24 protein-coding genes and 1 riboswitch are annotated in these 26,929 nt (G+C 72.0%); of the genes, 11 read left to right on the top strand and 13 right to left on the bottom strand.

The genetic code is table 11. The features are described from left to right. Nucleotides 1-23 precede the first annotated feature (23 nt). Both TU31_RS34100 and TU31_RS34105 read left to right on the top strand, forming a co-directional pair. Nucleotides 24-1,367, top strand: a complete 1,344-nt coding sequence (locus tag TU31_RS34100) for a class II 3-deoxy-7-phosphoheptulonate synthase (RefSeq protein ID WP_181018733.1) — start codon at nucleotides 24-26, stop codon at nucleotides 1,365-1,367. A gap of 172 nt (nucleotides 1,368-1,539) precedes the next feature. Next, nucleotides 1,540-1,794: a (2Fe-2S)-binding protein gene (locus TU31_RS34105; protein WP_042162186.1), complete on the top strand. Its 255-nt coding sequence runs from the start codon at nucleotides 1,540-1,542 to the stop codon at nucleotides 1,792-1,794. Between the two features lie 70 nt (nucleotides 1,795-1,864). Here TU31_RS34105 and bfr read toward each other — a convergent pair whose 3' ends face one another. Continuing rightward, complete coding sequence (bfr, locus tag TU31_RS34110) at nucleotides 1,865-2,341, bottom strand: bacterioferritin (RefSeq protein ID WP_018093517.1); 477 nt, start codon at nucleotides 2,339-2,341, stop codon at nucleotides 1,865-1,867. Nucleotides 2,342-2,497: 156 nt separating this feature from the next. Here bfr and TU31_RS34115 point away from each other — a divergent pair, with 156 nt between their 5' ends. After that, a complete protein-coding gene (locus tag TU31_RS34115) occupies nucleotides 2,498-3,121 on the top strand; it encodes a sulfite oxidase-like oxidoreductase (protein ID WP_042161986.1) in 624 nt (207 codons plus the stop codon). 45 nt (nucleotides 3,122-3,166) lie between these two features. Here TU31_RS34115 and TU31_RS34120 read toward each other — a convergent pair whose 3' ends face one another. The 6 genes from TU31_RS34120 to thiO form a co-directional block, all read right to left on the bottom strand. Then, nucleotides 3,167-3,682 carry a DUF4396 domain-containing protein gene (locus TU31_RS34120; RefSeq protein WP_042161988.1) on the bottom strand — a complete coding sequence of 172 codons (516 nt, stop codon included), beginning with the start codon at nucleotides 3,680-3,682 and terminating at the stop codon, nucleotides 3,167-3,169. Nucleotides 3,683-3,722: 40 nt separating this feature from the next. Continuing rightward, nucleotides 3,723-4,622, bottom strand: coding sequence for a deoxyribonuclease IV (locus TU31_RS34125; RefSeq protein WP_042161989.1), 900 nt, complete (start codon nucleotides 4,620-4,622; stop codon nucleotides 3,723-3,725). Between the two features lie 64 nt (nucleotides 4,623-4,686). Further along, the gene (pknB, locus tag TU31_RS34130; RefSeq protein WP_042161991.1) at nucleotides 4,687-6,666 is read right to left on the bottom strand and encodes a Stk1 family PASTA domain-containing Ser/Thr kinase; all 1,980 of its coding nucleotides are present in this window, start codon (nucleotides 6,664-6,666) and stop codon (nucleotides 4,687-4,689) included. A gap of 488 nt (nucleotides 6,667-7,154) precedes the next feature. Continuing rightward, nucleotides 7,155-7,949: a thiazole synthase gene (locus TU31_RS34140; RefSeq protein ID WP_042161995.1), complete on the bottom strand. Its 795-nt coding sequence runs from the start codon at nucleotides 7,947-7,949 to the stop codon at nucleotides 7,155-7,157. A 9-nt stretch (nucleotides 7,950-7,958) separates the two neighbouring features. Next, a complete protein-coding gene (gene thiS, locus TU31_RS38285) occupies nucleotides 7,959-8,174 on the bottom strand; it encodes a sulfur carrier protein ThiS (RefSeq protein WP_042161997.1) in 216 nt (71 codons plus the stop codon). A 76-nt stretch (nucleotides 8,175-8,250) separates the two neighbouring features. Then, nucleotides 8,251-9,474: a glycine oxidase ThiO gene (thiO, locus tag TU31_RS34150; RefSeq protein WP_181018730.1), complete on the bottom strand. Its 1,224-nt coding sequence runs from the start codon at nucleotides 9,472-9,474 to the stop codon at nucleotides 8,251-8,253. Then, nucleotides 9,472-9,584, bottom strand: a riboswitch (TPP riboswitch). Its footprint overlaps the gene before it by 3 nt. Before the next feature lie 154 nt (nucleotides 9,585-9,738). Here thiO and TU31_RS34155 point away from each other — a divergent pair. From TU31_RS34155 to TU31_RS34175, 5 genes are all read left to right on the top strand, one after another. Beyond that, nucleotides 9,739-10,980, top strand: coding sequence for an NAD(P)/FAD-dependent oxidoreductase (locus TU31_RS34155; RefSeq protein WP_042161999.1), 1,242 nt, complete (start codon nucleotides 9,739-9,741; stop codon nucleotides 10,978-10,980). Nucleotides 10,981-11,092: 112 nt separating this feature from the next. Continuing rightward, on the top strand, nucleotides 11,093-11,458 hold the full coding sequence (locus TU31_RS34160; protein WP_042162000.1) for an Rv2175c family DNA-binding protein: 366 nt from the start codon (nucleotides 11,093-11,095) through the stop codon (nucleotides 11,456-11,458). 118 nt (nucleotides 11,459-11,576) lie between these two features. Continuing rightward, the gene (thiE, locus tag TU31_RS34165) at nucleotides 11,577-12,227 is read left to right on the top strand and encodes a thiamine phosphate synthase (protein ID WP_042162003.1); all 651 of its coding nucleotides are present in this window, start codon (nucleotides 11,577-11,579) and stop codon (nucleotides 12,225-12,227) included. Between the two features lie 149 nt (nucleotides 12,228-12,376). After that, nucleotides 12,377-13,294 (top strand): methylenetetrahydrofolate reductase [NAD(P)H], encoded by a 918-nt coding sequence (gene metF / locus TU31_RS34170; RefSeq protein ID WP_042162004.1) that lies wholly within the window; start codon nucleotides 12,377-12,379, stop codon nucleotides 13,292-13,294. A gap of 36 nt (nucleotides 13,295-13,330) precedes the next feature. Continuing rightward, complete coding sequence (locus TU31_RS34175; protein ID WP_042162006.1) at nucleotides 13,331-14,503, top strand: hypothetical protein; 1,173 nt, start codon at nucleotides 13,331-13,333, stop codon at nucleotides 14,501-14,503. Nucleotides 14,504-15,115: 612 nt separating this feature from the next. Here the strand turns inward: TU31_RS34175 and TU31_RS34180 are convergent. The 5 genes from TU31_RS34180 to TU31_RS34200 all read right to left on the bottom strand — a co-directional run bounded on the left by TU31_RS34180 (nucleotide 15,116) and on the right by TU31_RS34200 (nucleotide 21,551). Further along, nucleotides 15,116-16,633 carry a phytoene desaturase family protein gene (locus TU31_RS34180; RefSeq protein ID WP_042162009.1) on the bottom strand — a complete coding sequence of 506 codons (1,518 nt, stop codon included), beginning with the start codon at nucleotides 16,631-16,633 and terminating at the stop codon, nucleotides 15,116-15,118. A 91-nt stretch (nucleotides 16,634-16,724) separates the two neighbouring features. Further along, the gene (locus tag TU31_RS34185; protein ID WP_042162010.1) at nucleotides 16,725-17,345 is read right to left on the bottom strand and encodes a DUF4126 domain-containing protein; all 621 of its coding nucleotides are present in this window, start codon (nucleotides 17,343-17,345) and stop codon (nucleotides 16,725-16,727) included. Between the two features lie 384 nt (nucleotides 17,346-17,729). Next, nucleotides 17,730-18,347 (bottom strand): TetR/AcrR family transcriptional regulator, encoded by a 618-nt coding sequence (locus tag TU31_RS34190; RefSeq protein ID WP_042162189.1) that lies wholly within the window; start codon nucleotides 18,345-18,347, stop codon nucleotides 17,730-17,732. Between the two features lie 83 nt (nucleotides 18,348-18,430). Then, nucleotides 18,431-20,638 (bottom strand): YhgE/Pip family protein, encoded by a 2,208-nt coding sequence (locus TU31_RS34195; RefSeq protein ID WP_042162012.1) that lies wholly within the window; start codon nucleotides 20,636-20,638, stop codon nucleotides 18,431-18,433. Continuing rightward, nucleotides 20,610-21,551 carry an ATP-binding cassette domain-containing protein gene (locus TU31_RS34200; protein ID WP_042162014.1) on the bottom strand — a complete coding sequence of 314 codons (942 nt, stop codon included), beginning with the start codon at nucleotides 21,549-21,551 and terminating at the stop codon, nucleotides 20,610-20,612. Before TU31_RS34200 ends, TU31_RS34195 begins: the two co-directional genes overlap by 29 nt. Nucleotides 21,552-21,782: 231 nt before the next feature. On the opposite strand from TU31_RS34200, the gene TU31_RS34205 reads away from it, so the two are divergent. The 3 genes from TU31_RS34205 to TU31_RS34215 all read left to right on the top strand — a co-directional run bounded on the left by TU31_RS34205 (nucleotide 21,783) and on the right by TU31_RS34215 (nucleotide 24,160). Then, on the top strand, nucleotides 21,783-22,268 hold the full coding sequence (locus TU31_RS34205; RefSeq protein WP_042162020.1) for an SAV_6107 family HEPN domain-containing protein: 486 nt from the start codon (nucleotides 21,783-21,785) through the stop codon (nucleotides 22,266-22,268). A gap of 464 nt (nucleotides 22,269-22,732) precedes the next feature. Next, entirely contained in the window at nucleotides 22,733-23,488 is a 756-nt protein-coding gene (locus TU31_RS34210) for a methyltransferase (protein WP_042162023.1), read from the top strand. Nucleotides 23,489-23,746: 258 nt separating this feature from the next. Further along, entirely contained in the window at nucleotides 23,747-24,160 is a 414-nt protein-coding gene (locus TU31_RS34215; RefSeq protein WP_042162025.1) for an SCO2097 family morphological protein, read from the top strand. A 323-nt stretch (nucleotides 24,161-24,483) separates the two neighbouring features. Here the strand turns inward: TU31_RS34215 and TU31_RS34220 are convergent, their stop codons facing one another. Then, on the bottom strand, nucleotides 24,484-26,913 hold the full coding sequence (locus TU31_RS34220) for a transglutaminase TgpA family protein (protein ID WP_042162027.1): 2,430 nt from the start codon (nucleotides 26,911-26,913) through the stop codon (nucleotides 24,484-24,486). Nucleotides 26,914-26,929 lie beyond the last annotated feature (16 nt).

The raw sequence follows: 26,929 nt of genomic DNA on the forward strand, positions 1-26,929 counted from the left end.
CCCGTAATGTGGGGCTTGTGACCGTGAACGCTGAAACCCACGCCGGTGGCAACACCTGGCAAGACCTGCCCGCGGCGCAGCAGCCTGACTGGCCGGACCAAGAGGCTCTGCGCGATGTGATCGCGGAGCTCGAGTCCTATCCGCCGCTCGTCTTCGCGGGCGAGTGCGACCAGCTGCGCGAGCGCCTGGGAGCGGTCGCCCGTGGTGAGGCGTTCCTGCTTCAGGGCGGCGACTGCGCGGAGGCCTTCGACGCCGTATCCGCCGAGCACATCCGTAACAAGCTCAAGACGCTCCTCCAGATGGGCGCCGTCCTGACCTACGCCGGGTCCGTCCCGGTGGTCAAGGTCGGACGGATCGCCGGCCAGTACAGCAAGCCGCGCTCCAAGCCCACCGAGACGCGTGACGGGGTGACGCTGCCGACCTACCGCGGCGACTCCGTCAACGGCTTCGAGTTCACCGAGGCGGCCCGGATCCCGGACCCGCAGCGGCTGAAGCGGATGTACCACGCCTCCGCGGCGACCCTGAACCTCGTGCGTGCCTTCACCACCGGCGGCTACGCCGACCTGCGGCAGGTGCACGCCTGGAACCAGGACTTCGTGAAGTCCTCGCCCTCCGGACAGCGCTACGAGGCGCTGGCCCGCGAGATCGACCGCGCGATGAACTTCATGAACGCCTGCGGGGTCAACCCGGAGGAGTTCCGCACCGTCGAGTTCTACGCCTCCCACGAGGCGCTGGTCCTCGACTACGAGTCCTCGCTGACCCGCGTCGACTCGCGCACCGGCAACCTCTACGACGTCTCCGGCCACATGGTCTGGATCGGCGAGCGCACCCGTCAGCTGGACGGTGCGCACATCGAGTTCGCCTCGCGCATCCGCAACCCCATCGGCGTCAAGCTCGGCCCGACGACCACCGCGCAGGACGCGCTGACGCTCATCGAGCGCCTCGACCCGGAGCGGGAGCCGGGCCGGCTGACCTTCATCACCCGCATGGGAGCGGACAAGATCCGCGACAAGCTCCCCGAACTGGTCGAGAAGGTCACCGCCTCCGGCGCGCAGGTCGCCTGGATCTGCGACCCGATGCACGGCAACACCTTCGAGGCCGCCTCCGGTCACAAGACCCGGCGCTTCGACGATGTGCTGGACGAGGTCAAGGGCTTCTTCGAGGTCCACAAGAGCCTCGGCACGCACCCGGGCGGTATCCACGTCGAGCTCACCGGTGACGACGTCACCGAGTGCGTGGGCGGCGGCGACGAGATCTTCGTCGACGACCTGCACCAGCGCTACGAGACCGCCTGCGACCCGCGGCTCAACCGCAGCCAGTCGCTCGACCTGGCGTTCCTGGTGGCGGAGATGTACCGCGATCAGTGAGGCGACCGGCCGCTGACCTGCACCGACGGTCAGGGACATAGCAGAAGTGGGGCGCGGATCCTGTGATCCGCGCCCCACTGCGTTGTGTCGCCCCTGCCGGGCCAGGTAAGGTAAGGGTTACCTCACTGAAGATCACCCGGATCGGTGGGGCATCCCACCGGAGGTGAACCGCGTGTACGTCTGCTCTTGCTTCGGGATCACCGAGCAGCAGGTCCGCGAGCACGCGGACACGGGCGCCTGCACGCCCCGCCAGATCGCCTCCGCCTGCAAGGCCGGCACCGACTGCGGCGGCTGTGTGCGCCGTATCCAGTCACTGCTCGGCCGGGGGGACTGCCCCCGCCGGGAGCTCATCGACAGCGGAGCGCCCGAGCCGCTGGCCGCGGAGGCGGGCGCAGTGGTGCCCGCGGCGCTTTCGGAGGCCGCGTAGCCCTCAGGGGCGCGGGTGATCGCCCCGTGCCGGCCGGGCCGCCGCGGAGCGCGGACATCCGGCCGCTCGCTCAGCTCGGCTGCTCGATGACCTGGGCGATGTAGAGCGCCTCCCCGAGCTTCTCGATCAGTTCCAGCTGGGTGTCGAGATAGTCGATGTGGTGTTCCTCGTCCGCGAGAATGTCCTCGAAGATATTCGCCGACGTGATGTCGCCCTTGTTGCGCATGAGCTCGATACCGCGCTTGAGCCGGTCGATGGCCTCGACCTCGATCTGTCGGTCGGCCTGGAACATCTCGGTGACGGTCTGGCCTACCCGGACATGGAACAGCCGCTGGTAATTCGGCAGGCCGTCGAGGAAGAGAATCCGGTCCGTGAGGATCTCCGCGTGCTTCATCTCGTCGAAGGACTCGGAGCGGGTGTACTTCGCGAGCTTCGTCCAGCCGAAGTTCTCCTGCATCTTGGCGTGCAGGAAGTACTGGTTGATCGCGGTCAGCTCGGCGGTCAGCTGCTCGTTGAGGAATTCGATGACCTCGGGGTCGCCCTGCATGGCAGCGGGCTCCTTCCACGCGAGAACTGGGCAGGTGCCGCGCATCCTCGCACCGCCCGGAGTGGGGCGTCCAGTAAGTGCATGCTTAGTACGAGTTGCCCGAATCCCTCCCATCCCTGGTCATCGGCACCCCTTCCGGTCTGACAACATGGAGGCATGGGTCAGCCGGAAAGCCGCGAAGAGGAGCCTGTTGAGCTGCCTCCGGGGCAGCGGCTCCAGCGGGGCTGGCCGGTGACGCATTACGGGCCGGTGCCGAAGTTCCGCGCCGAACGCTGGGAGTTCCGGGCATTCGGCGCCACCGCCGACGGGGCGAAACACTGCTGGTCGCACGAGGAATTCACGGCGCTGCCGTACAGCACGGTCGTCGCGGATATGCACTGCGTGACGAAATTCAGCATGCTGGGAGCCGAATGGGGTGGGGTACGCACCCGGACGATCCTGGAGCTGGCGCCGCCGGCACCCGATGCCACCCATGTCATGGTGTGGGCCGAGTACGGCTTCAGTTCGAATTTGCGGATCGAGGATTTCGCCGCGGAGAAGTGCCTCTTCGCCACCCATCGCTCCGGTGAACTCCTCACCGCGGAGCACGGATTCCCGGTCCGGCTGATCGTGCCGCATCTGTACGCATGGAAAGGGCCCAAATGGGTCCGCGGCATCGAATACATGCGGGCCGACCGCCGCGGCTTCTGGGAGGAACGCGGCTATCACAACCTGGGCGACCCGTGGCGGGAGCAGCGCTACTCGTACCAGGAAGAGCCCGGCGACGGCCCCGAGCTCTGAGCCGTAGGCCCCGGGACGGGTTTCCGTCATCCGGCGGGCGGCTGGTCAATGGTGGTACCGGTGCACCACCGCATGCCCCTTCCCACGGCCGATCATCCACTTGTTGACCGGCGTGGTCACCACGAAGGCGAGCACCAGGGACGCCGCCAGGACGCCCCAGAACAGCGCGTCCGAGAGCTGGGCGTCCATGGCGCTCGGCCAGAGCACGATCACGCCGTTGTCGATCAGCTCCATGACCGCGATGGAGAGCGTGTCGGCGGCCAGCGCGACCCGGAGCGCCGCCCGGAGGCCGACGCCCGCCGCCAGGACGCCGCGCACGGTGAGCGCATAGCCGAAGACGAAGGCCAGCACGATCGCCAGAACCATCGTCGGGACGTTGTGCCAGCTCAGCGCCGTGCCGATCACCATGCCGAGGATCTCGCCGAGGGCACAGCCGGTCAGACAGTGCAGAGTCGCCCTGGCGGCCGGCGCCCAGCCCGCCGGGCCGGGGGCGGCGTGCGGGACGGCCGCGGCGCGGGTGTCGGGTGCTGCTGCCCCGTGCTCGTGCGGTGCCTGTTCCATGGAAACCCCCAATGCGAGGCAGCGCTGCTGGCCGACGGGCTCAGGGCGCGCGCAGCTCCTTGAGCCGGGCCACGTCCGCCGCATGCCCCTCCTTGCCGCCCGGTGTCTCGACGACCAGCGGTACCCCGGCCGTCGCCGGATGGACGAACAGTTCGCCGAACGGCTCCGCACCGATGTGACCTGCGCCGATGTTCTCGTGCCTGTCTTTGTGGGCGCCGGCCACATCCTTGGAGTCATTGGCGTGGATCAGCTTCAGCCGGCCCTCACCGGTGACCTCCACCAGCTCGTCCAGCAGCGCCTTCATCCCGCCGGGCGCCGCCATGTCGTGCCCGGCGGCGAACGCGTGGCAGGTGTCGAGGCAGACCCCCAGCTTGGGGTGCCGGTCCAGCGCGTCGAAATACGGACCGAGGTCCTCGGCCCGCGCGCACAGCGACGCGCCCTGCCCGGCCGTCGGCTCCAGCAGCAGCCAGGGGTCGTCCGGATGTGTCAGCTCGTCGAGCAGCGGCCGCATCTGCTCCCTGACCTGCGCCATCGCCACCGCACGCGCCCGTCCGCCGGTCGCCGAGCCGGTGTGCACGACCACCCCGAGCGCACCGATCTCCCGGCCGCGGCGCAGGGAGTGGCGCAGCGACGCCACGGACTTCTCGACGGTCGCCTCGGTGTGCGAACCGAAGTTGATCAGATACGGCGCATGGACGTACGCCGGAATCCCCTGCTGCGCACAGGCCGCCCGGAACGCCTCGTCCTGGTCCGGGTTGCCGGGGACCGTCGCCCAGCCGCGCGGATTGGCCACGAAGACCTGCACGACCTCGTCGCCCATCTCCTGGGCGTACGGAATGCCGGTCTTCGCCAGACCGCCGGCCACCGGCACATGGCCGCCGACCGGATTACGGGCACGGGCGCGCTGCTCGGCGCTCTTCAGGGAGGGGGAGGTACTCACCCTCCCAGGGTGCCAGGTGCGGCGGGGCCGCCGTCCGCCGGACCGCTCGGCCCCGCCGCACCGGCTACAGCGCGCCCTTCATCTTGATGGTGATCGTGCCGCCCTTCGGCGCCTTCTTGCCGGGCTCCACGGACTGCGAGTCGACCTCGTCCTGCGGGAACAGGAACGGCTTGTCCACCTCGACCTGGAAGCCGAGATCCGTCAGCTGCTTCTTGGCGTCCTCTTCGTTCTTGCCGGTGACATCCGGGACCGGGACCATCTCCGGGCCCCTGGAGAGCGTGAGGGTGACCGTGTCGCCCTTGCCCAGCTTCTTGCCCTCGGCCGGTGTCTGCCGGGCGACGGTGCCCTTGTCCTGGGTGGAGAACACCGGCTCGTCGGCGAAGCGCACCCGCAGGCCCGCCGCCCGCAGCGTCTCGGCGGCGTCCGCCCGCTCGCTGCCGAGCACACCGGGCACCTGGACCTCGGCGCCCCGGCTGATGGTCAGCCCCACCGCGGTATCGGGATGCCGCTTGCTGCCCGCGGCCGGGTCCGTACTGATCACCGAGCCCCTGGCCACCTCGTCGCTGAATTCACGCCGCTCGGTGCCCGGCTTCAGCCCGAGGTCGCGCAGCTTGCGCTTGGCGTCCGCGACCGGGGTGCCGGACAGATCCGGGACGGCGACGATGTTCGGGCCCCGGGAGACGGTGATCGTGACCGTGCCCGTTCCCCGGATCTGCTTGCCGTTGGCCGGGTCCGTCTTCATCACATGGCCGCGGTCCACGTTCGAGCTGAAGCCGCGCACCACCTTCACGCCCAGACCCTCGTCCCGCAGCGTCCGCTCCGCCTTGGCCTGCGGCATGTCCAGCACCGCCGGGACGGTGGTGAACTGGCCGGAGTTGATGTACCAGACGCCCGTGCCGACCCCGAGGAGCAGCAGCACCGCCGCGATGACCGTGGCGAGCTTGCGCCGCTGGAGCAGCCCGCCACGGGGCGCCTCGGGCGCCGGCGCCGGACGCAGCCGGGTCGTCTGCTCCGACGGCGGCACCTCCAGCCGGCTGGTGCGGTTCAGCTCCGCCTCGTCCGTCCCCGGCAGCGGCGGCTGTACGCCCTCGGGGCGGGGTATCACATCCGTACGCTCCGAGCCGTCGCCCGCCCCGCCGCCGAGGCCGCCCGCGGGCACCTCCTTGGCCTGCGGCGGAACGACATCCAGCTGGGCGTCCGTCAGCTGCGCACGAGCCTCCTGCGCCCGGTACAGCAGCGCCACCGCGTCCTGCGGGCGCTGCTGCGGATCACGGGCGCAGGCCAGCGCGACCAGCTCGTCCAGCTGCGGCGCGAGACCGGGCACCAGCCCCGACGGCGGCAGCACGTCCTCGTGCAGATGCTGGTAGAGGATCTGCGCCACGGAGCCGCCGTTGTGCGGCTTGCCGCCGGTCAGCATCTCGTAGAGCACCACACCACAGGCGTAGACATCGACCCGGGCGTCCGCGGTGCCGTGCTCCATCTGCTCCGGGGCGAGATACGAGACGGTCCCCAGGACCGAGCCCGTCGAGGCGGTGGTGTGGGTGTCCACCGCGCGCACCAGACCGAAGTCGGCGACCTTCACCCGGCCGTCATCGCCGATCAGGACGTTCTCCGGCTTCATATCGCGGTGCACCAGACCGGCCCGGTGCGCGGCCCCCAGAGCGGCCAGGATCGGCTCCAGGACGTCCAGCGCGGCCCGCGGCTGGAGAGCGCCCCGCTCGCGCAGCACGTCGCGCAGCGTGCAGCCGGCGACGTACTCCATCGCCAGATAGACGTATGTCCCGTCCGTGCCCTGATCGAAGACGCCCACCACATTCGGATGCGACAGCCGCGCCACCGACTTCGCCTCGCGGATGAAGCGGTCGACGAACGCCCCGTCCGTCGCAAGCGTCGGGTGCATCACCTTCAGCGCGAGCAGACGGTCCAGCCGGGTGTCCATGGCTTGGTAGACCGTAGCCATACCGCCTGCGGCGATGCGCGCCTGGACGCGGTAGCGGCCGTCGAGCAGCTGACCCACTAGGGGGTCCTGAAGGGTCGTATCCACGGCAAACGAGTGTATGGCCTATTCCTACGTTGCTGCTTTCCCGCCGGTCCGCTGCGCTTTGCTGCCTCCCCACGTTTTTGGCTTGCTCGCCGTTGCGCCTGCGGCGGGCCGTGCCGCTGCGCGGGGCTGTCGGGTGCGGTGACGGGCCGGAGCGGGTGGGTGTCCGGACTGCTTCGCTTTACGTCCGGACACCCACCCGCTCCGGCCCGTCCCCTCCCGTTGGGGGTGGGAAAAACCTGGTGGGGGTGATCGTCGGTGGTCCGGTGCGCCTTGTGCATCGCGGAAATCAGCCACAACGCCCGCCCCCACTCACCGTCACTCACTCCCTCCACGGGAGGGGACGGGCCGGAGGGGCCGGTGTGTGGGACGTAAAGCGAAGCAGTCCCACACACCGGCCCCGGAGGCCCGTCACCGCACCCGACAACCACCCAGCCCGCCGCAGGCGCAACGGCGAGAAACCACCACGGCGGGACAGCAAAAAACGTGGGCTAAAAAGCGGGCCGCTCAGGGTCGAACGCCGCCACCCCATCCGTCGGGGACGACGCCACCGCGAAGTGACGACGGGGGATGCGGCCCGCCCTGAGGGCCAGGCGGCCCGCCGCCACCGCGTGCCGCATGGCTGTCGCCATCAGTTCCGGCTCCTGCGCGCGGGTCACCGCGGAGGCCAGCATGACGGCCGCACAGCCCAGTTCCATGGCCAGCGAGACGTCCGAGGCGGTGCCGGCGCCGGCGTCGAGGATGACGGGGACGGAGGCCCGCTCGGTGATCAGCTGGAAGTTGTGCGGGTTGCGGATGCCCAGGCCGGAGCCGATCGGGGAGCCCAGCGGCATGATCGCGGCGCAGCCCACGTCCTCCAGCTTGCGGGCCAGCACCGGGTCGTCGTTCGTATAGGGCAGCACGGTGAAACCGTCGTCCACCAGGGTCTCGGCGGCGTCCAGGAGCTCGATCGGGTCGGGCAGCAGGGTCCGCTCGTCGGCGACGACCTCCAGCTTGACCCAGTCCGTGCCGAGCGCCTCGCGGGCGAGCCGGGCGGTGAGCACCGCCTCGCCGGCGGTGAAGCAGCCCGCGGTGTTCGGCAGCACCCGGATCTTGTGGCGCTCCAGTACGGACAGCACCGAGCCCTGCACGGTCGGGTCCAGCCGCCGCATGGCGACCGTCGTCAGCTCCGTACCGGAGGCGAGCAGCGCCCGCTCCATCACGTCGAGGCTGGGCGCGCCACCGGTCCCCATGATCAGACGGGACGCGAACGTGGTGCCGGCAAGGGTGAACGGATCGTCGGCCATGTCTGCGGATCAGCCTCCCTGGACCGCGGTGAGCACCTCGACGCGGTCGCCGTCGCCGAGCGGGGTGGTGGGCCACTGGGTGCGCGGCACCACGGTTTCGTTGACCGCCGCGGCCACCCCGGCGGGTGCCTGCGACAGCGTCGCGACGAGCCGGTCGAGGGTGAGTCCGCCGGGGATCTCACGGGCCTCGCCGTTGACGGACACGGACACGGTGGACGCGCTCATGCGCCGGCCTCGCTTCGTTTGGCGGGCAGCCCGTCGCCGCCCGCGCCCCTGTTCACGGTTCGCTCGATGCGCTCGCTCATACGGGCTGCTCCTCGGGGGCAGGGGTGGGCTCCGGCCCCGGGGCGGCGGGGGAGAAGCGTGCGGGGGAGAAGGGGCGGGCCTCTTCGGGGAGGCTCCCGGTGGTCAGTGCCTCGGCCATCGCGTCACCGGTGACCGGTGTCAGCAGCACCCCGTTGCGGTAGTGGCCGGTGGCCAGGTGGAGGCCGGGCAGTTCGGTCGGCCCCAGGAGCGGCGCGTTGTCGGGGGAGGTGGGGCGCAGCCCGGCGCAGGTCTCGACCAGCGGCAGCTCGGTGATGCCGGGGACCAGCTCATGGGCGTCCCGCAGCAGCTCGTAGACCCCGCCCGCGGTCACGGTGGTGTCCCAGCCCAGCTCCTCGCTGGTGGCGCCGACGACCAGTTCGCCGTTCTCCCGCGGCACCAGGTAGAGGGGGCCGCCGCGGACGACGGCCCGTACGGTGCGCGACAGGAAGGCGGGACTGCCCGCGGGCACCTCCGGCAGCCGCAGCCGCAGCACCTGGCCCTTGACCGGCCGCACGGGCGGCAGCACCTCGTCGGGAACACCGGCCAGACCGCCGCTGTGGCTGCCCGCCGCCAGCACGACCTGACCCGCCGACAGCCGGGTGCCGTCGGCGAGTTCGGCACCCGTGGCGCGCCCGCCGCCGACCGTCAGCCGGGCCGCCGCGCTCCTGTGGAACGCCACTCCGGCGCGCTCACACGCGGCCAGCAGGGCGCTCACCAGCCGCCGCGGATCGACCTGATGATCGCCGTCCACCCGCAGCCCGCCGCGCACCCCGGGGGCCAGCATCGGCTCCAGACGTCGGCACTCGCGCCCCGTGAGCCACTGCGATTCCAGTCCCGAGCGGGTCTGGAGCGCGTGCAGCTCGCGCAGATGGGCGCGGTCGTCGGCGTCCAGCGCGACGGCCAGGGTGCCGCACCGCCGGTAGCCGATCCGCTGCCCGGCGGCCTCCTCCAGCTCTTCGGTGAACCGTGGATAGCGCTGCGCCGAGGCGAGATTGAGGCCCAGCAGGGTCTGCTCGCCGTAGTGGAGCTCGGTGACCGCGGCCAGCATCCCGGCCGCGACCCGGGCCGCGCCGCCGCCGGGCGCGGGATCGGCCAGCGCGACGGTCAGCCCGCGGCCGGCCGCCCGCCAGGCGGTGACCAGGCCGATGATGCCGCCGCCGAGGACGAGCACATCGGGACACGGCGCGGCTGGTCCCGACGGTGTGGCAGCTGGATGCATGATCTTTCAGCCCCTCCCTTCGCCGGCATGACCCGGATCAGGTTCGTACGGTCGGAGGCCGGTCAGCCTCCCTCTCAGCCCGGTACGTCCGGGCTCCCGCGAGTGCGTGTATCCGTCAGCCTAATACGGGGCCGCGAGACGCCGTAAGGCACGGCCCCGGCCCCCCAAGGGCCCGTGTTCCGGGACGGCCGACGGTGACGGTGTGTCAGAGATCTCCTTGCGTGCTGCTGCGAGCGGCGTCACGGACCGTCCTAGAGTGATCGGGTGAGCGAGCAGAGCAAGTCCTCCCAGGCCCCTGACCGCACGCCGCGCGTCGTGATCATCGGCGCGGGAATCGCGGGTGTGCAGACCGCGGTCGCCCTGCGCGAACAGGGCTGGCGCGGCGCGATCACGCTCCTCGGCGACGAGCCCCACCAGCCCTACGACCGACCGCCGCTGTCCAAGGCGGTCCTGCTGGGCAAGGCCGAGGGCTCCACCTTCGACATCGACTTCGCCGGCCTCGACATCGAGCTCCGTCTGGGCCACCCGGTCACCGCCCTGCTACCGGACGCCCACCTCGTCGAGACCTCCGACGGCCCCCTCCCCTACGACTACGCGGTCCTGGCCACCGGTGCCGAGCCGATCGTGCTGCCCGGCAGCGAAGGCATGCCCGGCGTCCATCTGCTGCGCACCCTCGACGACGCCGAGCGGCTGCGTCCGGTGCTCGCCGCCCAGCACGAGATCGTGGTCGTCGGCGCCGGCTGGATCGGCGCCGAGTTCGCGACCGCGGCCCGCGAGGCGGGCTGCGCGGTCACCGTCGTCGAGGCCGCCGACCGCCCGCTGGCCGGTGCGCTGCCCGCCGAGGTCGCCGCCCATATGACCGGCTGGTACACGGACGCCGGCGCCGAACTGCGCACCGGCGCCCGGGTCGCGTCCGTCACCGCGGGCGCGGTCACCCTCGCCGACGGCGTGACGCTGCCCGCCGACGCGGTGGTCATCGGGATCGGCGCCCGGCCCGCGACCGCCTGGCTGGCCGGCTCGGGCGTCGAGGTCTCCCCGCAGGACGGCTCCGTCCTCGCCGACGAGCGGCTGCGCACCTCCGTGCCCGATGTCTACGCGGTCGGCGACTGCGCCTCCTTCCCGTCGGCCCGTTACGGCACCCGACTGCTGATCCACCACTGGGACAACGCCCTCCAGGGCCCCCGAACGGTCGCCGAGAACATCGCCCGCGGCGACGCCGAAGGGCTGGTCTACGACCCCGTCCCGTACTTCTGGTCGGAGCAGTTCGGCCGCTTCGTGCAGTACGCGGGCCACCACGGCGACGCCGACGAGCTGGTCTGGCGCGGTGACCCGGCCGGGGCCGCCTGGTCGGTGATCTGGCTGCGGGAGGGCCGGCTCGTCGCGCTGCTGGCCGTGGGGCGGCCGCGGGACCTCGCCCAGGGGCGCAAGCTGATCGAGCGAGGCGTCGTACTGGACCGCGAGCGGGCCGCGAACGCGTCCGTACCGCTGAAGGCCGCGGCCGTGTAGCGCGCGACGGCCGCCGGTTGCCGGGCGGCCGCCGTCACCCTCCGGTGTGCACGAAGCCCCTGATGGCGATGCCCGGCTACCGGCTGTCAGTGCGAGGTGGCAGGCTTGTCCTGTGACCGAGATTGACGCAAACATCGATGGACTCGTCCCCGCCTGGCTCACCCTCCCCGACATCGCCGAGCAGCTCGGCGTCGAGGTGACGCGCGTTCGGCAGCTGGTCAAGGAGGGCCAGCTGATCGCGGTGCGCCGTGGCGAGAACCGGGCGCTGCATGTGCCCGCCGATTTCATCAAGGACGACAAGGTGGTCAAGGGCCTCGTCGGCACCCTCACCCTCCTCAAGGACGACGGCTTCACCGACGAGGAGATGCTGGAGTGGCTGTTCACCCCGGATGAGACCCTGCCCGGCACGCCTGCCCAGGCGCTGCGCGAGAATCGCGGCACGGAGGTGAAGCGCCGGGCCCAGGCGCTCGCCGTCTGACCCGCCCGGCGCGGCGCGCTCCCGTCCAGCCGCCGCACCTGCATCCGTAACCGCACCCGAGGGGCGTACGCGCCGGAAGGCCCGGCCGTACGCCCCCGACCTGGGGGGAAGCCGCCCGATGAGCACCGCACGACAGGCCCTGTCCGACGCCCGGCTCTATCTCTGCACCGACGCCCGTAAGCGCCAGGGCGATCTGCCGCAGTTCCTGGACGCGGTGCTGGCCTCGGGAGTGGACATCGTCCAGCTGCGCGACAAGGGCATGGAGGCCGGTGAGGAGCTCCGCCACCTGGAGGTCTTCGCGGACGCCTGCCGGCGGCACGGCAAGCTGCTGGCGGTCAACGACCGGGCGGATGTCGCCCATGCGGCCGGCAGCGAGGTGCTGCACCTCGGCCAGGGCGATCTGCCGGTCCCGGCCGCCCGCGCCGTCCTCGGCCCGGACGTCCTCATAGGCCGCTCCACCCATGCCGAGGCGGAGGTGGACGCCGCGCTCACCGAGCCCGGCGTGGATTACTTCTGCACGGGCCCGTGCTGGCCCACGCCCACCAAGCCGGGCCGCCACGCCCCCGGCCTCGACCTGGTCCGCTACACCGCCGCCCGTGCCCCCGAGCGCCCCTGGTTCGCGATCGGCGGGATCGACGCCGGGAATCTGGCCGAGGTGCTGACCGCCGGCGCCCGCCGGGTCGTCGTGGTCCGCGCGATCACCGAGGCGGACGACCCGGGAGCGGCGGCCGCCGCCCTGGCCAAGCGCATCCGCACCTGGGAGGCCTAAGGGCTGCGCGGCGCTCGTCGACGGACGAGTGGCGGTTTTCTGTCGTCCGGGCGACCGGAAAATGTCCAACCAGTGGACATGAACCCGACCAACCAGGCATTACGCCGAAGACGGTTGGTGTGTGCCCCGCCGCTGGTTAACCTGCCGGTATGGCCCTAGGTACAGCTTCCACCAGGACTGATCGTGCGCACACGGTGCGCGAGCTGCTCGCTTCCGGCAAGCAGTCCTATTCGTTCGAGTTCGCCGCCCCGAAGACCGAGAAGGGTGAGCGGACCCTGTGGAACGCCATTCGTCGGATCGAGGCCGTCTCCCCGACCTTTGTCTCCGTGACGTACGGCGCCGGCGGCACCTCCCGTGACGGCACGGTGCGCGCCACCGAGCGCATCGCCACCGACACCACCCTGACCCCGGTCGCCCATCTGACCGCGGTCAACCACTCCACGGCGGATCTGCGCAACATCATCGGCCAGTACGCCGACGCCGGGATCCGCAATATGCTCGCGCTGCGCGGCGACCCGCCCGGCGACCCCATGGGTGAGTGGGTCAGGCACCCTGACGGCGTCGGCTACGCGGCCGACCTGGTCCGGCTGATCAAGGAGTCCGGCGACTTCTGCGTCGGCGTCGCCGCCTTCCCCGAGATGCATCCGCGCTCGACGGACTGGGACACCGATGTGGCACACTTCGTCGCCAAGTGCCGGGCCGGGGCGGACTTCGCCATCACCCAGATGTTCTTCTACCCGGAGGACTACTTCCGGCTCCGGGACCGGGTCGCGGCCGCGGGTTGCTCCACGCCGATCATTCCGGAGATCATGCCGGTGACGAACGTGCGCCAGATCGAACGGTTCGCTCAGCTCAGCAATGCGGCGTTCCCGCCCGAGCTGGCCGAGCGCATCCTGGCCGTCAAGGACGACCCCGCGGCGGTACGCTCCATTGGGATCGAGTACGCAACGGACCTGTGCGCACGCTTGATGGCCGAGGAAGTTCCCGGGTTGCACTTCATTACCCTGAACCACTCCACGGCGACCCTGGAAATCTACGAGAATCTGGGGCTGCACCAGCAGTCCTGATCACGGTGGCCGGCGAGCGGCGGAAGAGGGGCGTATATGGGCTGGACGATCCTCTACATCGCGTTCGGTCTGGTCGCCCTGTGGCTGCTCGGTGAGGTGCTGCTCCAGTACAAGGCGCGGCTGCGCTGGCGGTTGCTCGCCTTCACCGGCTTCCTCGCCGTGGTCATCGGCGTGATCATCCCCTCGGTGATCGTGATCGGGCTGGGCCTGATCGCCTTCGCCATCGGGCAGACGCAGGTCACGCTGTCCTTCCGCCGCGGCTTCACCACCGGCTGGGCGCTGGGCGGCAAGCCCGGCGAGAGCCGGCGCCGGCGGGGCCGCCCGGCCGGTCCGCCGCCCGCCGAACCGACCCTGGAGGTCTCCGGCCTGGAGGCGGTACCGCCCACCGGCGGCACCGCCCCGGCTCCCGACGGCGGCCCGGACACCTTCGAGAGCACCGGCGGCTTCCAGAGCCGGGACGCCTTCGAGGGCACGGGCGGCTTCCAGAGCCAGGACGCCTTCGCCGCCCAGGAAACCATCGTCGGCCAGGGCGCTTTCCCCGCGCAGGACACCTTCGCCGGGCAGGGCTCCTACGGCGGGCCGGGCTCCTACAACTACACCGCCGACGACGGCTACCGGAGCCAGGACCCCTACCAGCCGCAGCAGGACCAGGACGCCTACGCCACCCAGGCGTTCGCCGTCCAGGACGACTACCCCCGGGCCGACGCCACCGCCGTCTACGCCCCGCAGCCGATGCCCGACGAGACCGGCCAGTACGGCATCTACAGCCCCGACGCCCGCGGCCCGCAGAACGACTACGGCTACGACGCCTACAACGGCGCCGCCAACGGCAACGGCTATGCGTACGACGGGAGTTACGGCCAGGGCCCCGCCGCCCAGGACCCGTATGGCGATCCCTACGCCGCCTACGGCGACAATCCGGGCCAGGGCGGACAGGCGCCCTACGCCGACCCGTACCTCGGCACCCAGCAGTACGCCGCGCCCTACGACCCCTACGAGCAGCCGGACCCATACGCCCAACCGCCCTACGGCGCGCAGCAGTACGACAGCCAGGGACAGCCGCTCGGCCCGTACCCGGGCCAGAGCTACGGAGAGACCCCGCCCGGCGGCGTCTGGGTCCCCCAGCAGCGCGACACCGAGCTCCCGCCCGAGCAGCCCTACCCGCCATACCAGCAGCCGGGGTACGACGGGCAGCAGTACCGGTATTGAGTTTTTCCCACGTTTTCGGCTTTCCGGCCGTGGGTGTTGCTCGCCGTTTGTTGCCCGCTTGCGCGGTGCCCCGGCCGTTGCGCCTGCGGCGGGCGGTGCCGCTGCGCGGGGCTGTTGGGTGCGGTGACGGGCCTGCGCGGGTGGGGGTGTCCGGACTGCTTCGCTTTACGTCCGGACACCCCCACCCGCTCCGGCCCGTCCCCTCCCGTTGAGGGGTGGGAAAACCTTGGTGGGTGGACCCGTAGGTGGTCCGGTGCGCCTTGTCGATCACAGCAATGGGCGGGGGCATGGCCATTAGGCATGGTCACGGGCACGAGCATGGGCGGTCCGCCCCCACCCACCTGCACTCACTCCCCCAACGGGAGGGGACGGGCCGGAGGGGCCTGGTGTGTGGACGTAAAGCGAAGCAGTCCACACACCAGGCCCCGGAGGTCCGTCACCGCACCCGACAACCACCCCGGCCCGCCGCAGGCGCAACGGCGGGAAAGCCACAAACGTCGGCCGAGGCAAAGCGCAGCGGAACGGCGGGAAAGCCACAAACGTCGGCCGAGGCAAAGCGCAGCGGAACGGCGGGAAAGACAAAAACGTGGGAAGCCCACCCAAGCGGGGATCTTATGAAGAGCCGCGCCATTCGTCGCCGTTGACGATCAGGCCCGCCACGATCGCGCCGGACATGCCGGCGTGGGCCGGGCCGCCGCCCGGGTGGGACCAGCCGCCGACCGCGTAGAGCCCCGGTATCCGGGTGCGGTTGGCGGGCCGCAGGAATCGGCCCTTCTGGCCGGCCAGCGCCGGGCCCGGCACCAGCGCGTCGTCCGTCGGGGGCAGCACCTCGCGCCACAGCACCCGGTCCCGCAGCCCGGGCACCGCGGCCTCGGCGATCTCGGTCATCCGCTCCGCGTCGGCCGCCACGGCCTCCCCGTCGGTCCAGTCGACCGGGCCGTGCGGAGCCACCGTCGCGGTCAGGGTCACGGCCTCATGGGCGTCGTCCGGCCGGGTGGCCGGGTCGTCCGGGCGCAGTACCGTCACCGTGGGCCGGTCGCAGGGGGTCCGCAGTCCGGACCCGTCGCCGAACACACCCGCCAGCTCGGCCGCGCGGTCCGCGGCATGGACCACCGTCCGATGAGCGGCGTCCCCGGGGCGCGCCCCGCGCAGCGCGAGACAGACCGTGAGCCGTCCGGTGGCGCGGTCACCCGGCACCGGGTCGGGGCGGACGTCGTCCGCGCCCCAAGGCTGACGCCCCTGGCAGAGCTCCACGAGCCGCACCGGATCGACGCCCGCGACCACGAACTCCGCCTCGGACACCCGGCCGTCGGCCAGCTCCACGCCCGCCGCCCGGCCGTCCTTCTCCACGATTCCGGTCACCGCCGTGCCGAAGCTGAACTCCACCTTGCGCGCCACACAGCGCTCGTACAGCGCATCGGCCAGTGCCCGCATCCCGCCGCGCGGATACCAACTCCCGAAGGTCTGCTCCATGTACGGCAGCACGACGGCGCCGGCCGGGGCGCTGCGCGGGTCGAAGCCGTACGCCAGCGCATGGCTCTCCAGCAGCGCGATCAGCCGGGGGTCGGCCAGCTCGCGGCGGGCCACCTCGGCGAGGGTGGCGGTCGTGGGGCCCTTGCCCCGGCCGAACAGACCGCGTTTGCGCACCGCCGGATAGGGATCGCGTCCCAGCACTTGCCAGTCCTGCCACAGCGGCTCCTCCAGGAGCGGCCGGCGGGTGGCGTCCCAGGCCTCGCGGGCGCGCCCCACCAGGTCGCTCCAGCGCTCTCCGGCGCCCGCGCCCAGCGCCTCGTCGAGGGCGGCCAGTACGCCGGCCCGCGAGGCGTTCGGCAGCGAGACGGCCGTGCCGTCGGCGAACACATGGCGGGCGGCGGGGTCGACCTGGGTCAGCTCGACGCAGCTCTCCAGCGGCTCCCGGCCCGTCTTGAGGAACAGATCGCGGTAGACGGCCGGCAGATGCAGCAGTCCGGGCCCCGTGTCGAAGGCGAAGCCGTCCCGTGCCAGCTGCCGCAGCGCGCCGCCGTGCGTCGCGCCGCGCTCGAACACCGCCACCCGGTGGCCCGCGACGGCCAGCCGGGCAGCGGCCGCCATCGCGCCCATCCCGGCGCCGATCACCGCAATCCGTGCCATGCCTGCGACTTTATCCGGCCCCGCCGACAACGCCCGCACGGCTGTGGAAAACCGTCCGGCAGCGGCCGTCCGCCACCGCCGGGAGCCGCCGTCAGGTCACCGGAGGCGCCGTGCCGGCCGCCACGGCCGACCGCTTCTGGGCGCGCCGCTCCCGCCGCCGCTGGAGGAACCGGCGGATCCGCGACCACAGGAAGATCACCACCGCGATCCCCGCGGCGAGCAGCGTCCCCGCGATGACCGCCGCGGCCACCGGATGGAACAGGGCGAAGGCGATGAGCCCCGCGACCCCCAGATCCTCGGCCAGGCTCAGCACGATGTTGCTGGCCGGCTCCGGCGAGGTGTTGACCGCGATCCGGGTGCCGGCCTTGACCAGATGGCTCAGCAGCGCCGTGGAGCCGCCCACCGCGCCCGCCGCCAGCTCGGGCAGCGAACCGTTGTGGCCGGCCAGCAGCGCCGCCACCACCCCGCCGGCGACCGGGCGGATCACCGTGTGCACGGCGTCCCAGACCGAGTCCACGTACGGGACCTTGTCGGCGACGGCCTCGACCACGAAGAGCAGCCCGGCCACGATCAGCACATCCGGGCGCTCCAGCGCCGCGGGCACTTCATCGGTCACGCCGGTCGCGCCGAGCAGACCGAGGAGCAGGACGACGGCATAGGCGTTGATCCCGCTCGCCCAGCCACTGGTGAACACCAAGGGAAGTACGGACACGCCGCAGATCGTAGGCCCCGACTGGGGGCCGGTGCTCAGTTTTGAGTATCCGTACTCAGACGCCGAGATGAGTAGGTACGCGGATGGGCCGGAGCCCTCCCGGACGGAAGAGTAGGGATCACGGAAGGGAAGCGGCGCCGCACCGCCGACACGGGGCGGCGGAGCGGCGCGGCTCCCGGACGTGACGGGGGAACACGGGGGACGCACGGGGGAGTACGGGGGAGAACGGGGGAAGCGCTGTCCTGGTCGGATCGAAGGGGGAACGATCCGTGCCAGGGCAGCGCACTCTTTTGTGCGGGCCCCGGGGGAAGGAAAAAGGGGTGCGCGCCGTACCTGACCACTACGGCGCGCACCCTCTTTCCGCTTCCGGGGGGCGCCCGCCCGTCACTGCGAGGGCCGGCCGCTGATCCGCCCCTGGAGCAGCCGCGACAGCGCCGCGTGCACGTCGTCGATCGATCGGTCCGGCTGGTACGACTGCCAGTCCAGGGCGGCCACCAGCACCATCCCGAACAGCGCCGAGGCGGTCAGCGGGATATCGATCTCCTCGCTCAGCTCCTCACGGGCGACCGCCTCCCGCAGTACGTCCTCCACCACCGTGATGGCCCGCTCCCGCACCACCATCAGCGTCGACTGCCAGGCCCGGTTGGTGCGCCACAGCTCGGCAACGTAGAGCTGGGTGAGCGCCGGGTAACGGGAGATGAAGTCCAGCCCGGCCCGGATCATCGCGTCCAGCGCGTCGATCCGGGTGCCGCCCCCGTCGGCCACCTCCTCGGCGGCCGCCTGGAGGGACGTCGCCAGCATCTCGATGCCGTGTCGCAGCAGCTCTTCGAAGAGCACGTTCTTGCTCGCGAAGTTGTAGTAGACGGTGCCCTTCGCGACACCCGCCCGCTCGGCGATCTCGTCCACCGTGGTGGAGGAGAAGCCCTGTTCTGCGATGAGGGTGACCGCGGCTTCGAAGAGCTTGAGCCGGGTGGCGTCGCGGCGTGTATTGGAGCTGTCCATGGGGGCGATTGTGCCGCCCCCGGACGATTGATGCGCGGCGCGGAGCGCCTCCGGCAGGGCGGTGGTGGGCGACGGGCGGGCGCTCACAGGCTCAGTTCCGGATGCAGGTCCTTCATCCGCACCACCTGGCGGCCGCGCGCCGTCAGGGATGTCAGCGCGAGGGCCCCCGCGGTGAACGCCAGCAGCACCACACTGCCCTGCCACACGGGCGCGAGGTCACCGCCCGTGATGAGCCGGCGCAGCCCCTCCACGATGTAACTCATCGGCAAATACGGGTGGATGGCGGCGAAGAAGCCCGGACTGGTCTGCACCGGATAGGTGCCGCCCGCCGACGTCAGCTGGAGCATCAGCAGCGCCAGCACCAGGATCCGCCCGGCCGGTCCGAACTGCGCGTTCAGCCACTGCACCAGTGCCGAGAAACACGCCGTGACCAGGACGAGGAACCCAATCGTGCCGGCCGCCCGCACCATCTCCAGACCGATCGCGAAGTGCAGTACGGACATCAGCGCCGCGGTCTGAAGCACCCCCACGCCGAACACCGGCAGCCAGCCCGACAGCGCCACCCGCCAGGAGGCCGCGCCCATCGCCAGCGCCCGCCGGTTGAGCGGCTGGATCAGCATGTACGCCACCATCGCGCCCACCCACAGGGACAACGGGATGAAGTACGGGGCGAACCCGGTGCCGTAGTTGGGCGCCTTGTGGGCCGCGTCCGAGGACAGCTGCACCGGGTCGGACATGACCAGGGTGTGCGCGTCGCGGTCCTTCTTGTCGTAGTCGGGGATCCGCTTCGCCCCGTCGTGCAGCCCGCCGGCCAGCTTCTGCGAACCGTCCGAGAGCTTGAACATGCCGCCGTTCAGTGTCTGCGCGCCGTCCTTGAGCCGGCCCACACCGGAGTCGAGGTCGCCGATCCCGGCCGCCGCGCGGCCCGTACCGTCGTGCAGCCGGTGCGCACCGTCGTTGAGCTGGTCCGCGCCGTCCGCCAGCCGGGCGTTGCCGGCGGCCAGTTTGCGCGCCCCCGCGGACACCTTGTGCGCACCGTCGTTCAGGTCGTTGATCTTCCTGACCGCGGCGTCCATGTCGGCGCCCAGGGTGGGCCCGCGCTGCGCCAGCTCGTTCGCCAGGGAGTGCAGGGTGTCCAGGTCCCGGCCCAGTTGGTCGAGCTTCTTCTGGTCGTGCACATAGCCGCTGACCTCCTCGGCCTTGTCCGCCGCGGTGGCCGCCTCCTCCTTGAGCTGCTTCAGCTCCGCACAGGAGGTGTCGAGCCGCACCCCGCTCTCACAGCGCAGCCGGTAGTAGGAGGCCATGTGATCCGAGATCCCCCGGGACAGCTTCGCACCGGTGGAGGCCGCCGCGGGCAGCTTGTCCAAGTGGTCACGGATCGCCTGCGAACCGTCGGCGACGAGCTGCGCCGCCTCGCCGATCTCCTTGCCGTGCGCCCGGATGAAGGGCCCCACCTTGCCGACGACTCCGTTGACCTTGTCCGCCAGCTGTTGGGTGCCCTGCGCCACCTGCCCCGAGCCGTCGGCCAGTTGGCGCGAGCCGTGGGCGGCGGTCCCGGCTCCCCGGGCGAGATCGGAGCTGCCCCGGGAGAGCCGCCCCGCGCCCGCGTCGAGGTCGCCCAGACCGGTGACGAGCTTGCCGCTGCCGGTCTTCGCGGTGCCCAGGCCGTCGGCCAGCTTGCCCGTGCCGTGCTTGGCCTGCCCGATGCCGTCCTGGAGACGGTCGGCGCCGTTCGCGGCCTGTTCGGTCTTGCCGTGCAGCGTCGAGAACGAGACAAAGATCTTGTCGAGGAAGGTCCGCGACGACTTCGTGGAGGCCGCGGAGCGCACCTCGGAGAACACCGTCCGGGAGATCTGCCCGACGATGTAGTTGTTCGCGTCGTTCGTCCGCACCTTCAGTGCGCCGGTCTCCGGATGGTCCCCGGAGCTGGAGGCGATCCGCCGGCTGAAGTCCTTCGGGATGGTCAGCGAGAGGTAGTACGAGCCGTCCTCGACGCCCCTGGCGGCCTCCTTGGCGTCCACCGGCCGCCAGTCGAAGGTATGGCTGTCCCGCAGCCCGGAGACGATGCTGTCGCCCGCCGAGATCCGCTTCCCGTCGACGGCCGCGCCGGTGTCCTCATTGACCAGCGCGACCGGGACCTTGTCCAGCCGCCCGTACGGGTCCCAGAAGGACCACAGATAGAGCGCGCCGTACAGGAGCGGCAGCAGCAGGAGGGCGGCCAGCGCGGCGCGCGGCAGCTTGCCCCTCCCGAACCGCTTCAGCTCAAGCGCGGCCAGTTTCGGCGAGCGCATCGGCCGCCCCCTCCTCGTCGTCGTGGCCGTCGTCGGCGCGGCTTTCGGCCGGTGCGCTGTCCGCACTCCCGGTGCCGACCGGTCCGGAGGGCTCGCCCTGACTGCCCTTGCCTGCCTCTCCGGCCCCACTCGCCTCGGAGGCATTGCTCTCGTCGTGGTCCGTGGTGGCGGTGCCGGACGCGTCCTCGGGGGCGGTGGGCTCCGGGCGGCTGCCCGTACGGACCAGCACCACGTCCTCGTCGCCCTCCGGCGGTTCGCTGCACACCGCGAGCACCGTGGTGCCGCCCGCCGCCAGGCCGTGCAGCATCTTCCAGGCCGCACTGCGCTCGTCGTCGGACAGCTTCAGATCGGTGTCGTCGACGGCCAGCAGCCGGGGGCCGCCGATCAGCGCGAGCGCCACGGACAGCCGCAGTGCCTCCAGCCGTTCCAGGTCGCGCACGGACGTACGGATCCCCTTGGGCAGCGACTCCAGGTCGAGGCCGGCCGCGGCCAGCGCGGTGTCCACCAGGGCGCGGGCCGCGGCCCTGCGCTCGCGCCGGGGCTTCAGCAGCGCCCGCAGCGAACCGCCGAACCGGCCTTGCAACAGGGCGCGTTCCCGCAGATGCTCGCCCACGGTGAGCGCCGGATCGAGCTCGGCGACCCCCGGCACATGGGCGAGCGCGGTGACGGACCGGACCGCGGCCTTCTTCTTCGGCAGCGGCAGTCCGCCGACCTCGGCGGTGCCCGCGGCGGACTTCATCCGGCCGGTGAGCGCGAGCAGCAGACACGTACGGCCCGAGCCCGAGGGGCCCTGTACGGCGATCAGTGAGCCGGGCCCGGCCGTGAAGTCGATGTTCCGGAACGCCCATCCGCGGGGGCCCTTGACCCCGAATCCCGCGGCCGTGACCGCCGCCCCGTGCGGGGTGCTGTCCACGATCCCCTCCTTTGAACTGACTGGTCAGTTCAAAAAGTATGCCGCACCCCACCCCCCGTTCCGCAAGGGGGCGTTGGGAACCCGTTCCCGCGGATTCGCGGATCAGGCCGTCCCCTTTTCGACGAAAGTGCAGGTCAGTGCCGATTGTCAGTGGCGTACGTCACGATGGGCTCATCCGGTCCGAAATCGGCATTCGGTCCCGAACCGGCATGCGACGACAGGAGGTTCGTCATGGCAGCTCGTCCCGACAGGGGCAGCTCCGCTGCGTACGGTCCCCCGAGCGATGTCCACCCCGTCCTGCGGCGGGCGGCAGCACCACCCGCCGCACTCGCCCTGCTCACCCAGGCCCAGCAGGGCCTCGACGAAGCACAGACCCTCGAAACCCCCAACGAGCAGTTCGCCACGGCCCATCTGGCCGCGCTGCGCACCGCCGCCGCCGTCCTCGCCGTCCGTGGCCGGCCGGAGACCACCGTGCGCCGCAGGCAGCGTATCCGCAGCGCCTGGGAAGTGCTGCCCGAGGTCGCGCCCGAACTGGCCGAGTGGAGCGCCCTGTTCGCCGCCGGTGCCGCCCGCCGCGCGAAGGCCGAGGCCGGCATAGCCGGCGCGGCCAGTCGCCGTGACGCGGACGACCTCCTGCGGGACGCCGCCATGTTCCTGCGCCTGGTGGAGCGGATGCTGCTCCTCCAGCCCTCCCTGCCACCTCAACGGGCAGGGTGAGGAACAGCTGAGCCTGGGGGGAGGCCGGGGGAGGGAGGAGGGGTGTGGGGGTGGGGTGGGGGCCCGGGGGAGGGGAAGGAAAGCGGCGGTGCTCGGCTCCCGCTGCCCCCACCTGCCCCGCGCCCGCCTCTCCGCCCTCCGCGCCTGCCTTCCCGCCCCCGGGCCACCACATCCCTCCGCCCCATCGCCTGCCCCATCACCCCCTCACCCGCCGTGCCTGCTCTCCGGTACCCCAGGGGCCACCCCCTCCCACCACCTCCGCCACCCCTCCGCCGACAGCGCCCCCTCTTCGCGCCCCGGGCCACCGCCCCCCCTCCGCTCCACCACCTCCGCCGCCCGCTCCCCCTCCCGCCCCGCCGAGCGCCACGTCGGCTCCCGGCGGCTCCGCAGGCGGTGGACGGCGCGGGACGGAATAGGGTGGTGGACGCCTAGACGTTCATGCCCCCGCCGAGGAGCCACCCGCCGTGTCTGACCCGCTGCGCCCGCGCGCATCCCTTCGTACCGCCGTGGTCTGGGAGGTCCTCAAGGACGCCCTGGAGCGCCGGGTCAAGGCCACCGGCCGCGACGTCCTTGACGTCCTCGACACCGGCGGCGGCACCGGCAACTTCGCCGTACCGGTCGCCCGCCTCGGCCACCGCGTCACGGTCGTCGACCCCAGCCCCAACGCCCTCTTCGCCTTGGAGCGCCGCGCCGCCGAGGCGGGCGTCGCCGACCGGGTACGCGCAGTCCAGGGCGACGCCCACGGCCTGTTCGACGTCGTCGAGCGCGGCGGCTACGACACCGTGCTCTGCCATGGCGTGCTGGAGTACGTCGACGACCCGGCCGAGGGCGTCCGCAACGCCGTCGACGCTCTGCGCCCGGCCGGCACCCTCAGCCTGCTCGCGGCCGGTCTGGGCGGTGCCGTCCTCGCACGCGCCCTCGCGGGCCACTTCACCGAGGCCCGCCAGGCCCTGACCGACCCGGCCGGACGCTGGGGCGAGGGCGACCCGGTGCCGCGCCGCTTCACCGCCGACCAGCTCACCGAGCTGGTGTCCGCCACCGGCCTGGAGGTCGGCGCGGTCCACGGCGTACGGGTCTTCGCCGACCTGGTCCCCGGCGTGCTGGTGGACACCGAGCCGGGCGCCATGGAGGCCCTGCTGAAGCTCGAGGCGGCCGCCGCCGAACAGCCCGCCTTCCACTCCGTGGCCACCCAGCTGCACGTCCTCGCGGAACGCGACTGACCCACGCGGCTCACGCGACTACCGCGTGCAGTCGGCCACAGACCACCCGATCAGCCCCTTCGCCCCGTATGATCGGGGTACGACGTTCCGGCATGACGGACAGGCGGGTGGGGAATGCAGGCAGCATCACCACCGGTCGCCGTGGCGGCCCGGACAGTGAACTGGCGTCGAGGGGCGGGTTTCACGGGGGCGATTCCCTGCCTATCCTGAAAGGGTCGCACCCGGTCGCCCCCCGCGACCGACGAGTAGGAGGACTCCGTGCCGCTCTCGGAGCACGAGCAGCGCATGCTCGAGCAAATGGAGCGAGCGCTGTACGCCGAAGATCCCAAGTTCGCGACAGCGCTTGAGGGAAGCGGGCTGCGTACGTACACCCGGCGACGGGTCTACCAAGCGGTCGCGGGCTTCCTGGTGGGTATCGCCCTGCTCATGGCCGGCATGGTCGCGCAGCAGATCTGGATCAGTGTGGTGGGCTTCCTCGTCATGCTCGGATGCGCCGTGCTGGCGGTCACCGGCTGGCGCAAAGCTCCCAAGCCGGGTGAGCGGCAGTCCGGTGCGGGTTCCGGAGGTGCCGCGGGCGCCCCGGCGCGCCGTCAGGCCAGGCAGCGGCGCTCGATGATGAACCGTATCGAGGACCGCTGGCAGCGACGCCGGGACGAACAACAGGGCCACTGAGCCACGACGGGAGCGACGGATTCGCGGGATTTCCCCGAATCCGTCGGAACGTCCTCCGAGAGATCCCTCGCGCCCGGGAGATGTTTCTTTCCGTCATTTCTCCTGTTGCGCCGCACGGCACTTTCCGTCACCCTTTCCCGCCGTGTTTTCGCCGTGGCAGTTCGCCGTCTTAGGCCCGCAGTTCGCCTTCCGCGCGCCCGATAGTTCACCGCTGATTTCCGCCCTTCGGTACGCAACACGTTCTCCGGTGGCGCCGGAAGAGAAAATGTGCTGGGGCCGCCCGATCCTGTCGGGCGGCCCCAGCACATGTTCGTTCCGTGTGGTCATGCCCGCCGCGGGCCCGGTCGGAGGGCGGCCAGCGCGCGCCGTGCCGTGGCCACCGGGCGGCTGGTACGGCACCGGAGCAGCAGCGCCGCCCAGCGGGCCGACCAGGCCCAGCGGAGCCGGACCGCGGAGCGCGGGGCGAGCCGGGCCCGCAGCCGCAGACCACGGCTCGCGCCCGCCCGCAGCCCGGACCGCACCTGCTCTACGTCCAGGGCGAGTCCGGACACCGGCTGCGGGTGCGGGGCGTACAGCACCTGCTCGACCGCGGCCGCGACTCTGCGGGCGGCCCCGGCGGACTCCGGTGGCAGATCCCGGATGCGGATGATGCGCTCGGCGGCCTTGCGCGGGGTCAGTGACTCGTCCGGCAGGATGCCGAAGTCCCAGGCGGTGTCCAGCAGCTCCCGCCAGGCGGCGAGGGTGGCCGCCGTGGGGTCGTCGTGCGGGCCCGCCAGGCGTCCGGAACGTATCCGCAGGCGCCACAGCAGTGGGCCGGTGGGCAGCATCAGGACGAGTAGCGCGGCCAGTGCCGTGACGACGGCCGGCCAGGGGGACGAGCCGCCGTCCGGCGGGCGGGTGCCGGCCTCCGCGGGCAGCGGGACGCAGGCCGAGCCGGAGCCGGACCGGCGCTCACCGGGGCCACAGGACGGGTCCGCCGACGGGCCCTCCGAGGGGGCCGCGGACCGGGAGGGCGCGGGGTCCGGGCTGCCGGGATCGGGGGCGTCCGGGGTGTCGGGGTACGCGTAGTCCGGGACGCTGCCGCGGCTCGGGGTCGGTTCGAAGCGGGTCCAGCCGATGCCCTGGAAGTACAGCTCCGGCCAGGCGTGTGCGTCCTTGAGGCCGACCGAGGTCGTGCCGTCGGGCTGCTTGGTGCCGGGAGTGAAACCGACCGCTACCCGGGCCGGGATCCCCAGCGTCCGGGCCATCGCCGCCATCGAGAACGAGAAGTGGACGCAGAAGCCCTCCTTCTGCCGCAGGAAGCGCGCGATGGCCTCGGAACCGCTGCCGGCCCGGACCTCCGTGTTGTAGCTGAAGCCGCCGTTGAGCGCGAACCAGTCCTGGAGCTTGACGGCCCTGGCATAGGCGGTCGGGGCGCCGCGCGTGACCTGACGTGCGGTGCTCCGGACGACCGGAGGCAGCGAGCGGGGGACCTTGGTGTACTCGCGCAGCAGGTCGGCGGGGGGCGCCGGGGCGGCGGCCAGCTGCCGGGACGTGGGCCGCACCTGGAGGCTCTCGACCTGGTACTGGAGGCCGTGGGTGTTCTGTCCGCGGTCCCCGACGAGGGTGCGGCCCTGGGGCTCGAAGCGCCAGCGCCCGGAGATGTCCACCTTGGAGGCCGGGTAGGGGAGCGGCAGCCAGTTCTGGGCGTACCACTCGGCGGTCGAGATCGAGGTGTTGACCCGGTCGAGGTCCACCGCGGGGCTGAGGCCGGTCGGTTGCGGCAGCCGCTCGGGGACGTCCGTGACCGTGCGCTCGGACGGTTTCCAGGTCGTGCCGTCGAACTGGTCGAGGGCGACGATCCGCAGATACATGCCGCGGGTGTCGGCGGCGGTCGTGCGGTAGTTGAGGACTTCCTTGTCCTCGGGCTGGTTGAGGCTGTCCTGAAGGGACACCAGGGGGTTCACCGCGGAGATCGTGCCGCCTCCGCCGCCGGGGCCCGCACCGCTGCCGCCGGTACCGAACAGCCCGCCGCCGAGCGAGGGCAGCAGGGCGGGCACCACCAGGGCGATCCCGAGGACCAGGGCGCCGATCCTGCGGCCCGTACGGACCGGGGCCAGGACCGGCCCGCCGAGGGCGGCGAACCCTGGGCCGCGGTCCGGCCGGCCGGCGTCGGCGCCTCCGCCGAAGACCCGGCCCCACTGGGAGAGCCGGTCCCGGCCCTCGGCCAGCAGGAGCAGCAGATAGCCGGCCGCCGCGATCAGGAACCGCAGCCAGCCCGCGCCGCCCTGGGAAAGCCCCGCCGCCACGGAGTAGAGCGCGAGCAGCGGCAGACCGGCGGGCGCGGCGCTGCGGTACGTGACCGCCAGCGCATCGACTATCAGGCCGATCACCAGCACTCCGGCGATCAGCAGCAGCCGGATGCCGGGGGTGACGGGGGCGGGGATGGCGTACCGGCCGACGTCCCGTACGCCGGCCTGCACCAGCCGACCGAATTCCGCGAGGGCGTCCGGACCCGGCAGCAGGCCGAGGATCGCCTCACCCGGCGTGAAGAGCAGGGTCATCAGCAGCACGCCGGCCAGCAGCTGTACGCCGATGACCAGCGGCCCGGCCAGGGGGACCCGGCGGGCGGCCGCGCCCACCCCCGTCAGCAGGGCCAGCAGGACCGCCGCCTGGATCAGCCAGCTGATCGGTTCCACCAGCGGCAGCAGTGCACCGGCGGCACACAGCGTCGCCACCGCCGCACACAGCGCCAGCCGCGCCCGGCCGCTCATGCCTGTGCCTCGCTTC

The sequence above is a fragment of the Streptomyces lydicamycinicus genome, from assembly GCF_000829715.2.
GTDB lineage: Bacteria > Actinomycetota > Actinomycetes > Streptomycetales > Streptomycetaceae > Streptomyces > Streptomyces lydicamycinicus.